Here is a 12,519-nt window from a genome sequence, read left to right on the forward strand (position 1 = left end):
GGACTTGACGATCCAGCTTATCGTTTTCCTGCCCTTGCTGGCAGCTATAGTCGCAGGTTTTGGCAATCGCATGATTGGCAATGTGCCGGCGAAATTTGTCACGACCGCCGCTCTGTTCGCGTCCTGCGCGCTCAGTTGGCCGGTGTTTATCGACTATATCCTGTTGTCCCGCGCGGCCGAAGTGGTTCCGGTTCTGACATGGGTGCAGTCGGGCGATCTCAATTTTGAATGGGCATTGCGGGTCGATGCGCTGACCGCCGTCATGCTGGTTGTTGTGACGACGGTATCGGCTCTCGTCCATCTCTATAGCTGGGGCTATATGGATGAAGACCCCGACCAGCCACGCTTTTTCGCCTATTTGTCTCTCTTTACCTTCGCCATGTTGATGCTGGTGACGGCTGATAATCTGGTTCAGATGTTCTTTGGCTGGGAAGGGGTTGGCCTTGCGTCCTACCTTCTGATCGGCTTCTGGTTCAAGAAACCGTCGGCCAGTGCCGCCGCGATCAAAGCCTTTGTCGTCAACCGCGTTGGTGACCTCGGCTTCATGCTCGGTATCTTCGGAACCTTCCTGGTTTTTGGAACGGTATCCATTCCCGAAATCCTGGAAGCGGCTCCGGCAATGGCAGGCTCAACGATCACCTTTGCCGGTATGCGGTTGGATACCATGACAATCCTCTGTCTGCTGTTGTTCGTCGGTGCGATGGGCAAATCTGCACAATTGGGACTCCATACCTGGCTGCCTGACGCGATGGAGGGGCCGACACCTGTTTCGGCGCTGATCCACGCGGCAACGATGGTGACCGCAGGTGTGTTCATGGTCTGCCGCCTGTCACCGATGTTCGAAACCAGCGAAGTTGCATTGGCGGTGGTCACTATAGTCGGCGCCTGTACAGCGATTTTTGCTGCGACGGTCGGTCTTGTCCAACATGATATCAAGCGCGTCATCGCCTATTCGACCTGTTCTCAGCTTGGTTATATGTTCTTTGCTGCCGGTGTTGGTGCCTATAGCGCTGCGATGTTCCATCTGTTCACTCACGCCTTCTTCAAGGCGCTGCTGTTCCTTGGCGCCGGATCGGTGATCCACGCGATGCATCACGAACAGGATATGCGCTATTATGGTGGACTGCGGAAAGAAATCCCGTTGACCTTCTGGGCTATGATGGCAGGTACGCTGGCGATTACAGGCGTTGGTATTGTTGGTCTCGGCGGCTTTGCAGGTTTCTATTCGAAAGACGCGATTATCGAGGCGGCTTTTGCAAGCGGCTCAAGCACCGGCCAGTTCGCATTTGCCATTGGTGTGCTAGCGGCCTTGCTGACAAGCTTCTACAGCTGGCGCCTGATGTTCCTGACTTTCTGGGGCACGCCGCGCTGGATCCAGTCCGAGCATATTCAGCATAGCGTTCACAAGACACCTGAAACGACTGATGATTCAACCGGCGGTTATCATCCGCATGAAAGTCCGATCTCTATGTTGATACCATTGGGTGTGCTCGGCCTTGGTGCGATTGCGGCAGGCTTTTTGTTCCACAACCAGTTTATCGACGCGACCGAAGGCTTCCGCTTCTGGGCCGGAAGCTTAGCGTTTGATCGCCATCTGATGCACGAAATTCATGAAGTGCCGTTGTGGGTAAAGCTGGCCTCTACGGTTGCCATGCTCATTGGTCTGACCACAGCATTTCTGATGTACTTCCGCGGCACCGATCGCCCGGCACGTCTCGCTGCAACCTTCCAGCCGGTCTATAATTTCTTCTTCAACAAATGGTATTTTGACGAGCTTTATGACCTGATCTTTGTTCGCCCGGCCTTCTGGTTTGGACGGCTGTTCTGGAAAGCCGGTGACGAAGGCACAATTGATCGCTTTGGTCCCAATGGTGTCGCTGCTGTTGTTGCAAGCGGTGCAGGGGTCGCGAAGAGATTCCAGACCGGCTATCTCTATAGCTACGCGCTGGTCATGCTGCTGGGATTGGCGGCCGCGGTGACGTGGCTTATTGTGCGGGGGGCAAATTGATGAACCAGCTTGATTTCCCGATCCTGTCGCTGATGATGGGCCTGCCGATGCTGGCCGCGATCATCTGTCTGTTTTTGAGCGCACATGCGGCCCGGTTGCTTGCGCTGGTAACGACTCTGGTGCTTTTCGTGCTTGGTGTGGTTTTGTGGGCCAACTACGATATCGGCGGTCCGCAATGGCAATATGTTGAGCGGGTCGAGATGTTCGGCAATTTTGCCTGGGCGCTTGGCATCGACGGCATCTCGATGATGCTGATCATGCTCACGGTATTCCTGATGCCGATCTGTATCGGTGCGAGCTGGGAGTCGATCAAGGAACGTGTCGGCGAATATATGGCCGCCTTCCTGTTCATGGAAGTGTTGATGATCGGAGTGTTTGCGGCGCAGGATATCTTCCTGTTCTACATCCTGTTCGAAGCGGGCCTGATCCCGATGTATCTGATTATCGGTATCTGGGGCGGAACCAATCGGATCTACGCGAGTTACAAGTTCTTCCTCTACACATTGCTTGGCTCAGTCGTGATGCTCATCGCTATGCTGTGGATGGTGCAGGATGCCGGTACCAGCGATATCCCGACCTTGCTCAACTATGACTTTGCGCCCGAGGCACAAACCTGGCTCTGGCTCGCGTTTTTTGCCAGCTTTGCGGTCAAGATGCCGATGTGGCCGGTCCACACCTGGCTGCCTGATGCGCACGTTCAGGCGCCCACGGCGGGTTCCGTCATTCTGGCGGGCGTGTTGCTGAAAATGGGCGGCTATGGCTTCCTGCGTTTCTCGTTACCAATGTTCCCAGAGGCTTCAGAGCAGTTTATCTGGTTGATTTTCGGACTGTCGATGGTCGCTGTTGTCTACACGTCGTTGGTCGCCCTGGTGCAACAGGATATGAAGAAGCTGATCGCCTATTCATCGGTGGCCCATATGGCAATCGTGACGTTGGGGCTTTTCGCTTTCAACCGTCAGGGCATTGAAGGCGCGATCATCGTTATGCTCAGCCACGGTCTGGTATCAGGCGCGCTCTTCCTGTGTGTCGGGGTGATCTACGACCGTCTGCATACAAGAGAAATTGACCGTTATGGCGGTCTTTCGATCAATATGCCGAAATATGCGCTTTTGTTCATGCTGTTTACGATGGCATCCATTGGCCTTCCCGGTACGAGCGGATTTGTCGGGGAGTTCCTGTCGCTGGTCGGCCTCTACAAAGTGAATAGCTGGGTCACGTTGGTAGCGACGACCGGTATCATCTTAGGCGCTGGTTATATGCTGTATCTTTATCGCCGGGTGGCCTTTGGTGAACTTGTTCATGAGGACGTCAAGGCGATGCCGGATCTGACCGCGCGTGAGATGGCATTGCTCGCACCGATCGCCGCAGCGGTCATGTGGATGGGTGTTTATCCGGAGAGCTTTATGGCTCCGATCCGCGGTGATGTCGGAGCGCTGGTCGCTCGCATAGACCGTGCAGCGCCAGAGGGGGATGCGCATTTGAAAATGGGGCAGGTAAAAGCGGCACCCAAAGGCCTTGAGGCCGAAGCCGATCATGGGGAGTCGCACTAATGGACTATAGACTTTCACTGATTTTCACGCTTCCCGAGATCATATTGTCGGTGAGCGGCATGATATTGCTGCTCATAGCGGCGTGGGGCGGTTTGAAGTCAGCACGCCTGATCAGCATATTGGCGGTTGTCGCTCTGTTTGGTTCTTCGGCTTATGCGTTTGAATTTCTGACCAATCCATCCTTTGAATTTGGTGGTGATGCTTTTTACGGCCTCTATCGGATGGATGGATTTGGCAGTTTCGCAAAGCTGCTCATCTATTTTGCGGCGATTGTTTCGCTGATCATTGCACCGCGTTTCTTCAAGGATAGCGGTTCTTATCGTCCGGAATATCCGGTTCTGATCCTGTTCGCGACCGTGGGTATGGGCATGATGGTATCGGCCGTCGATATGATGACGCTTTATATCGGGCTGGAGCTTAACAGCCTGTCTGCTTATGTTTTGGCCAGTATTATTCGCAATGATGTGCGCTCTTCGGAAGCCGGTTTGAAATATTTCGTTCTGGGCTCTCTCGCCAGCGGGATGTTGCTGTTCGGTATTTCCCTGGTTTACGGTTTTGCCGGATCGACCAATTTCTCAGTCATTGCTGATACGTTGACCGGTGACCTGGCAACCGGACCGCTGATTGGCGTGGTTCTGGTGCTCGCTGGACTTGCGTTCAAGATCAGTGCCGTTCCGTTCCATATGTGGACGCCGGATGTGTATGAAGGCGCTCCAACGCCTGTCACCGCCTTTTTCGCAAGCGCGCCCAAAGTGGCTGCTATTGCGCTGACCGTCCGTGTGATCATTGACGCTTTTGGCGGACAGACATCAACATGGCAGCAGATCATCGTGTTCGTTGCTTTGGCATCCATCGTGCTCGGCGCGGTTGCGGCCATTGGTCAGCAGAATATCAAACGCCTGCTGGCCTATAGTTCGATCAACAATGTCGGCTTCCTGCTCATCGGTCTGGCTGCGGGAACGGCACAGGGTATCTCTGCAATGCTATTCTACCTGATCATCTATGTCGTGATGACGCTGGGTAGCTTCATCTGCGTGATGGAAATGCGTGATGCAGAAGGCAAACCGCTTGAATCGCTTTCCAGTATGGCAGGGTTAGCGAAAACACGTCCGGCTCTCGCATGGGCAATGATGTTCTTCATGTTCTCTTTGGCCGGAATTCCACCACTTTTCGGCTTCTGGGGCAAGTTTTTGGTCTTCGATGCCGCCGTCGCCGCTGGCATGTTGCCACTGGCGGTGATCGGTATTGCCGCTTCGGTTATTGGCGCATTTTACTACATCAAAGTCGTCAAGATCATGTTCTTCGACGAATCTGCCAATGAAATCGTCCATACCGGGCATAAGACCGAAAATGCTTTAATCGCTATTTTGGCCACAGCTGTTTCGCCGCTTGGTTATTTGACGATCCCGCTTCTGGCCCCGGTTACAGCTACGGCAGCACAGGCTCTATTCTGACCTTTCATATAGAAACGGTCGCTGAAACCGCATCCACCAATGCGGACATGAAAGCGCGTGCCTTAAGCGGTGCAGAGGAAGGGCTTTGGCTCCGCGCCGAAAGACAAAGCGGCGGTGTCGGGCGACTGGGTCGCAAATGGGAGAGTCCCGAAGGCAATCTCTATTGCAGCACTTTAGTAGCTTGCCGCAGGGAAGATCCCGCACCTTCATCCCTGTCTTTCGTGGCAGCACTGGCCGTGCACAAGGCGATAAGTGCCTATCTTTCGCATCAGGATATACGGTTGAAATGGCCGAATGACATATTGGTTTCAGGCTCAAAAATTTGCGGTATTTTGCTAGAGAGATCAGCCAATGCGGTTGTTATTGGCATCGGGGTGAATATTGCAGTGGCCCCTGAGGTGGAGGGCCGCACGGTGACCAATCTTTATCAGGAAGGCTCGGACACAAATCTGGCCCCTGCGCAATTCCTGGAAACACTGGCAAAGCTATTTGCCGATACGCTTGATAAATGGCGGAATCTGGGGTTGCCCGCGATTTTGAAAGAGTGGCAGCAATGTGCGCATCCTGTCGGAACACGCCTTTCGACCAGTGATGAAAAAGGTGAACGTCTGGAGGGTGAATTTGTCGGTCTGTCCGATGATGGCGCGCTACGCTTGAGAAAGCCGGACGGAGCGCTTATCGAGATACATGCCGGTGATGTTCATGTCGGTTAAAAGAAGGGATCACACATGCTGCTCGCGATAGATGCTGGCAATACCAATGTTGTATTCGCGCTTTTTGAAGGAGCGGAGATCAAGGCGCGTTGGCGTATTGCGACCGATCCACGGCGTACGGCGGATGAATATGTCGTCTGGCTTCGCCAACTGCTCGATTTGAACGGTTTGGGTATCGATGCGATCGATGCGGTGATCATCGGTACAGTGGTGCCTCGGGCGTTGCACAATCTGACCGTGTTGTCAGAGAAATATTTCGGCGTAACCCCGCTGGTTGCCGGTCGCGGCGACGCCGGATGGGGCGTGGCGTTGGATGTGACCCAGCCGGATACCGTTGGTGCCGACCGGGTCCTGAACATCATTGCTGCCCATGAGAAATATAAGCAGGATGTCGTCATCATCGATTTTGGTACAGCAACCACCTTTGATGTGGCTGACTATGACGGTGCCTATAAGGGCGGCGTTATTGCGCCGGGTATCAACCTGTCGCTGGATGCACTGGTTGGCAAGACGGCCCAGCTTCCACGCATTGCACTGGAGGCACCAGATGACGAAAATGTCATCGGCAGAACCACCGAAAGCCAGATGCTGATTGGCATATTCTGGGGCTATATCGGGATGATTGAAGGACTGGTTGAGCGCACAAAAGCGCAAATTGGCCGTCCGACAAAAGTCATCGCAACTGGTGGTCTTTCCATATTATTTGATGAACATACTGACGTATTTGATCATCTCGAGTCCGATCTTACCTTGCGCGGACTTCTATTCCTCTACCAGAGAGCAACTAACACCTAATGATAAAACCAAAAAACGAACTTCTCTTCCTGGCCCTTGGCGGGTCGGCGGAGATCGGCATGAATGTCAATCTCTATGGCTGTGATGGCAAATGGGTCATGGTCGATCTCGGCATGACCTTTGCCGATCCCGGCTATCCCGGGATTGACCTTGTTCTGCCTGACCTGGAGTTTATCGAGAAGCAGTCCAAAAACCTCCTCGGGATCGTTCTGACTCACGGGCATGAGGATCATATCGGCGCGATACCCTATTTCGCCGGCGAGCTCGATGTTCCGCTCTACGCGACGCCATTTACGGCGGGCCTTATCCGCCGGAAGCTGGCGGAAGCTGGTCTGGAAAATGACGTGGAACTCAACATAATCCCCAATGAGGGCCGCTTTGATCTTGGTCCGTTTGGATTTCGCTATCTGCCGATAGCCCATAGTATCGCAGAGGGTAATGCGCTGCTCATCGATACGCCTTATGGGAAGATTTTCCATACCGGTGACTGGAAACTGGATGACGAACCCATGCTCGGTACCCCATCGACGCCGGAGCAGCTGACCGCTGTTGGCGATGAAGGGATATTGGCGATGGTTTGCGATTCCACCAATGTCTTTAATGACGCGCCATCGGGATCGGAAGGTGATGTTTATCGCAACCTCATGCGTGTGGTCGAAAATCTCGACAATCGCGTCCTGGTGACAACCTTCGCATCCAACGCTGCGCGTCTGCAGACGCTTGGGGAAGTGGCAAAACATGCCGGCCGTCAGCTTTGTGTAGCCGGCCGATCGCTTGACCGGATGATCGAAAATTCTCGTGAAAATGGTTATCTCAAAGACTTTCCACCCACTGTTGATTTTGATGAAGCGATGACCATCCCCCGCGATGAGATCATGATCATTGCAACTGGCGGGCAGGGTGAAGCGAGGGCCGCACTTGGACGCATCGCGGGTGACAGCCACAAGATCAAACTGACCGAAGGCGATCATGTTCTTTTCTCGTCAAAGCAGATTCCCGGCAACGAGATTGCCATTGGTCGCATACAGAACCAGCTCGCCGCCAAAGGCGTTGTGATGATCACCGATCGGCAGGAACACATTCATGTGTCCGGTCATCCCGGTCGTCCCGAATTGGCCGACATGTATAAGTGGATACGGCCCGAAATATTGGTGCCGGTGCATGGCGAGATTCGCCACATGAAAGAACAGGCTCGCTTTGCGGCGGAGCAGGGCGTTCCTGAGAATATCTTCCAGCAAAATGGCGATGTCGTGCGTCTAGCACCTGATGGCCCAAAAATCATAAGCCAGGAGAGGACAGGGCGCCTGGTACTCGATGGTGATGTGATCATAGCCGCGGATGGCAAGACCCTTAACGAACGCCGGAAAATTGGCTATAATGGCAGTATATCAGTGGCCGTTGGTCTTGATGATAAGGGTAAAATCATGGGGCAACCAATGCTGCGCCTGCTAGGTGTACCGATGGAAGAAGATGAGGAAGATTTCCTCGACGAGATGTACGAGACGATCATGAAGAAATTCAAAAAGCCGGTAGGGGATGTCGACAGGTTTTCCGAGGAGCTGCGTCTGCTGGTCAGACGCAGTGCAACCGAATGGACGGGCAAAAAGCCGGTCGTTTCGGTTCTGGTTGTCGAGGCCTGACATCAATGGCGTGGACGTCCATTCTCGCTATCTATGTTCTGTTCTGGGTGCTTTCAGCCTTTATAATATTGCCCTTTGGCATACGCAGCCACTCTGAATCGGATATTGAAATGGTCAAGGGGCAAGCCGATGGGGCGCCGGTCAATTTCAGACCTGGCCGCATATTGGGTTTGACCACCCTGCTGGCAACATTGGCTTTCGGCTTATTCTATCTGAACTATAGCTATCAGTGGATCACCGTTGACGATATCGACTTTTTTGGCAGCCGTGAAAGACTGGAACAGCAATAGTCTGCGCTTAGCTACCCTGGTTATGAAGACGCTAGCCTAGTTGCGAAGACGTTCGATAGCCTGGGCCAACGCAACATAAAGCTTGCCGATATCTGAAGATAAGAGCGTGACGCTGATCGCGCTGCCATCTCGGGTGGCGAGCACGCCGCGCAACATCGTCTCGAAATCATGGATATAGCGGTTTACATGTTCGCGGAATTCCGAGTTATTGTCATATTCGGTCAATATCTCCCGAACCTCACCCGCATCCAGAAGGCGCACGGCCCGGCGCGTGAAGATACCCCGGTCACCTTTCAAATAGGCGGCCCATTCAGTGTCGGTGACTTCGTTTGACATGAGCTTGGTAACATCAATCGCTGTTGAGTTCAGCGATTCAGTCAACAACGCCACGCGGCGTGTGAAATTCTCGTCGCTGCTTTGCTCGGCTTTTTCCTTGGCGAACAATATGCGCTGCTCGAGCTTGGTCGTCATGTCCTCAATCGCGCTGAGCTGACTGGTCAGATGTCCTGCGGTTGATTCCGTGGTCGCAACGGCTTTGGAAACAGCGGTTTCCAATTTGGGCGCTATTGACGAAATCTTCTCATCAATAATCTTGTTCAGCGCTTCTTCGCTCACTTTCTCAAATGCTTCTGCTGATCCGGAAATTGATTTTTCCAGCGCTTCACGAGAATGTTCCGAGGCCTGTCTTGCGGTCTCTTTCACGCGGAGCAAGGCGCTGATGAGTTTTTCGCCGGCGCTCTCGGCCAGGGCCTCGTTTTGATCACGTACTTCTTGCAGTTCTTTCGCCAGACCATCGATCTTCATCAGTACATTGTCTGTGGCTATATTGCCGTCGTCGCTCAGTTTAGCGAGCTTGGCACGCTGTTCTTCAATTGCCTCATCGGATTTTTCAATTTTCGACGTTACCTCATCCGTAACCTCGCCCACTTTTGATGCTTCATCAGCCATCCGACTAAACAAGGCAGAGCTGGCCTCCGATTTTTCGTTCATACGATCAAAGGCCGCTGGCAGGGTTTCATCAAGTTCCCTGGCGCCGCTGTCGAGCGCAACGAGTAACTGTTCCATCCGCTCAATCATGTCGTCCGCAGTGCCGTGGCCTTCCGCGATTGATTTCTGCAATGCAGCGCTATTCTGTTCCAGAGCAGTCATAGCGAAAGCCAGCTTGGCGGTTTTTTCGCCGCTTTCATTGTCCAGAGTTTCGACCTTGGTCGTGATTTCCGTGATGGTCTGATGGAGATCAGAAACAAGCTCTTTCAAGCGCGCATCTTCATCATCGGCGGTTTTGCCAACCAGAGTAAGTGTTTCTTCCAGTTCCGCTAGGTCGGCTCTGATTGCCTGTGAACTTTCGGATGTTTCGGTCGCGAGTTCCGCCCGGGTCTTATGAAGAGCATCAATGACTTCGGTGGATGCATTTTTCATCACGCTGGCTATGCGTGTTGATCCTGCCTCAGCTTCATCCAGCTGTTTTGCGAATTTCACTTTAATATCTTCTGCTGTCTCAGAGAGGTTGACGAGCGAATCTTCTGATCGTTGGGTCAGTTCATCGAGACTTTGTTTCGCAGCAGCGCCAACATCACCGACGCGCTTCAGCGTCGTAACCATTGCGGCAATCTCGGCTTGAGCAGACCGTCCGGAGTTGCCGATCTGGTTGGTCACATCTTTTGCGGTATTGATAACGACCGGAAGATGTTCGCGAAGCTGTTCCAGGTTTTTATAAGCAGCGCCGCCGACATCATCCAATTTTTTCATTTTGGACAGGCCATCGCTCAATGCCGTTTTGATATTGCTTGCGGCCTTGTTCAGCTTCTCCGAGGATTGGGAGCCCAGAGTTTCCAGCTCTCTGGTTTCGCCGGCCAAAAATTCGCGCGCCATGGCGAGTTCGTTATTCACGGTCTTCAGCCGGTATTCCAACTGCTCCGATTCCGCTCTTAGTGAGGATGCCACATCGTCGAAGCGTTTGGCCTCGCGGCTGCTGTTACGCATATAAAGAAGATAAAGGATCGCAAAGGTCGCAAGAGGCAGGCAATATTGCGAGAGCAGATCGATTCCGCCCTTCATAGTAGGGATTGTTGTAAATATGTCGCGATTGGCCCACGCAAAAAAGCCGGTCCAAAGCGCTACAGCGAGACCCAACACCACCGGCGCGATATACTGGCTCTTAGAGGTAGGGACATGGTCTTCATCAGAATAATGACTCCATTCGTCATCACCGCTGATTTCATCAACCTCTTGATCCGTTTCGATTTCCTCTGAACTGTCGTGACTTTCATCGTCAAGCTCCAGGGCCTCGCCGCCATCAGTTTCGTCAAATTCGACATGCTCCATATGCGGTTCTTCGCCGCGGTCACGTCTGATCCCGATAATTTTTGATCCACTTGTCATGAGTCGTATTTACCATAAAAATCGCTCAGAGAAACTATAAGTTAACCATGGCACCCTAAGAAACCCACATGTCATTCGATTATGGAGCGCTCGACGCAGCATTAGCCGCTGCAGTTGGTGACGATCAGTCACTTATTGCAGAGTTACGCACAGCTTTTCTGGAGAGTGCAAAACGTCAGGTGGATTTGCTTCACCGCGCGCGTTGCGACGCCAATTGGGAATATGCTGCATGGCGCCTGAAGGGGCTGGCTGCAAGCTTCGGGGCTACGCATGTCATTGCGCTGGCTGAAGAAGCTGCAACGGCTGCTCCCGGAGAGCCGACAGTGCTCAAGAAGCTGGAACGGGCAATAGCGGCGATCGAAAACCATCGCGATTAAGCTGTTTGCGAATGGCGATTGATAATCGTCAGATATCGCTTTGATGCCCCCATTGATGATCCTATAAGAAGCCCAAGTCGTCCGACTGGCAATTTGGGATATACTTTTTGAGACTGGCACTTATTTCCTTGTCCACCGAGGTTTCCGCAGGCGATGGCCCGGTTGGAATGCTGCCGTTATTCGACGCGACCATTGTCGAACGGCAAGTACGATCGGTACGCAATATGGGTGCCGAGAAAATCATCTTCCTGAGCCCCGCCATGCATAGCGGCTTACTTCAATATACCGACAGCCTGATCCAGCAGGATATTGATGTCGAGATTGCCCGCAATGTTTCCGATCTCGGGCAATATGCATCGGCCGAAGATGATTTGATCTTTCTAAGTGATGGAATTTTTCCAGATCAATCGATTGAGGAGCATCTGTCGAACCAGTCCGGTGAACTGATTTATGTTGTTGTAAATGCAGAGGAATATGCGGATTTCGAACGTATCGACCTGGGCCATCGATGGCTTGGCATTGCGCTGGTAAAGGCGGATCGTCTTTCCGAGATATCCCAGATTCCAGATGACTGGGATATCGGTTCGGCATTGCTTCGTACGGCAGTGCAGTCGGAATGCAGGCGTGAAGTTCTGTCGGATGACGATTTGCAATCGGATGCGGTTACACAAGTGCTGAACGCTGATACAGCAATGACCTACCAAAACAGGAGGCTTGGCAAGCTTCGGCTTTCCAAACAGAATTTGCTCGATCGCCTTGTCAGCTGGCCGTTGATGCGCAAGGCGCTGCCAATTCTCTGGAAGAGGCCAGAATCTAAGAAATATCTCGGCATTGGAAGCATTGTTACCGCACTGAGTGCAATTGCATTGGCCGTTCTGGACTGGCCCGTAGTCGCGCTGGTATTTCTACTGATTGGTTCAGTCTCAATGCAAATGCGAAACCGGATATCGCTATTTTCAACCCGCAATGAAAACTACGGACCAATAAGCCTGTTTTTCTGCTTGATGGCAGCGATCGTCTTGACAGTTTCGGTTTTGCGTATGTCTCCGGCGGGGGCGCTCGTTGGAGATATGACCGTATTGATGCTTTTTTTTGGTAATTTGTGGATGGTTCACTCTGCGCCGGATAATCTTCGCTTGAATTGGATAAGGCCAGATATCTCGTTGATTCTAATAATATTTATTGTTGCTAGTGGGTTTGGTTTCTTCTCAATAGGCTTGTATTTTGCTGCGTTGCTCTGTCTGGCTTATCTCGTGGTAGCGCATAACGGCCGCTGGTCGTTGTCAGTGCCCCAGAATTCCAGCAAATAG

Annotated in this window: 10 protein-coding genes; 9 read left to right on the top strand and 1 reads right to left on the bottom strand. The window is 52.7% G+C overall.

Annotated elements, in window-relative coordinates:
- Positions 1-4 precede the first annotated feature (4 nt).
- Genes nuoL through DG177_RS01590 form a run of 7 tightly spaced genes read left to right on the top strand, consistent with a single transcriptional unit; the run spans position 5 to position 8,450 of the window.
- Positions 5-2,008 (top strand): NADH-quinone oxidoreductase subunit L, encoded by a 2,004-nt coding sequence (gene nuoL, locus DG177_RS01560; RefSeq protein WP_108809876.1) that lies wholly within the window; start codon positions 5-7, stop codon positions 2,006-2,008.
- Positions 2,008-3,558, top strand: a complete 1,551-nt coding sequence (locus tag DG177_RS01565) for an NADH-quinone oxidoreductase subunit M (RefSeq protein ID WP_108809877.1) — start codon at positions 2,008-2,010, stop codon at positions 3,556-3,558. Before nuoL ends, DG177_RS01565 begins: the two co-directional genes overlap by 1 nt.
- Positions 3,558-5,012 carry an NADH-quinone oxidoreductase subunit NuoN gene (gene nuoN / locus DG177_RS01570; protein ID WP_108809878.1) on the top strand — a complete coding sequence of 485 codons (1,455 nt, stop codon included), beginning with the start codon at positions 3,558-3,560 and terminating at the stop codon, positions 5,010-5,012. Before DG177_RS01565 ends, nuoN begins: the two co-directional genes overlap by 1 nt.
- A gap of 8 nt (positions 5,013-5,020) precedes the next feature.
- On the top strand, positions 5,021-5,725 hold the full coding sequence (locus DG177_RS01575; RefSeq protein ID WP_337659013.1) for a biotin--[acetyl-CoA-carboxylase] ligase: 705 nt from the start codon (positions 5,021-5,023) through the stop codon (positions 5,723-5,725).
- A 15-nt stretch (positions 5,726-5,740) separates the two neighbouring features.
- The gene (locus tag DG177_RS01580) at positions 5,741-6,520 is read left to right on the top strand and encodes a type III pantothenate kinase (RefSeq protein WP_108809880.1); all 780 of its coding nucleotides are present in this window, start codon (positions 5,741-5,743) and stop codon (positions 6,518-6,520) included.
- 2 nt (positions 6,521-6,522) lie between these two features.
- Complete coding sequence (locus tag DG177_RS01585) at positions 6,523-8,160, top strand: MBL fold metallo-hydrolase (RefSeq protein ID WP_108812720.1); 1,638 nt, start codon at positions 6,523-6,525, stop codon at positions 8,158-8,160.
- Between the two features lie 5 nt (positions 8,161-8,165).
- Positions 8,166-8,450 (top strand): DUF1467 family protein, encoded by a 285-nt coding sequence (locus tag DG177_RS01590; RefSeq protein ID WP_108809881.1) that lies wholly within the window; start codon positions 8,166-8,168, stop codon positions 8,448-8,450.
- A gap of 36 nt (positions 8,451-8,486) precedes the next feature.
- Here the strand turns inward: DG177_RS01590 and DG177_RS01595 are convergent, their stop codons facing one another.
- Positions 8,487-10,832: a hypothetical protein gene (locus DG177_RS01595; RefSeq protein WP_108809882.1), complete on the bottom strand. Its 2,346-nt coding sequence runs from the start codon at positions 10,830-10,832 to the stop codon at positions 8,487-8,489.
- 68 nt (positions 10,833-10,900) lie between these two features.
- Here DG177_RS01595 and DG177_RS01600 point away from each other — a divergent pair, with 68 nt between their 5' ends.
- A complete protein-coding gene (locus tag DG177_RS01600) occupies positions 10,901-11,209 on the top strand; it encodes an Hpt domain-containing protein (RefSeq protein ID WP_108809883.1) in 309 nt (102 codons plus the stop codon).
- 107 nt (positions 11,210-11,316) lie between these two features.
- Entirely contained in the window at positions 11,317-12,519 is a 1,203-nt protein-coding gene (locus DG177_RS01605) for a hypothetical protein (protein ID WP_108809884.1), read from the top strand.

Source organism: Sphingorhabdus sp. Alg231-15, assembly GCF_900149705.1.
In the GTDB taxonomy this organism is placed as follows: Bacteria; Pseudomonadota; Alphaproteobacteria; order Sphingomonadales; family Sphingomonadaceae; genus Parasphingorhabdus.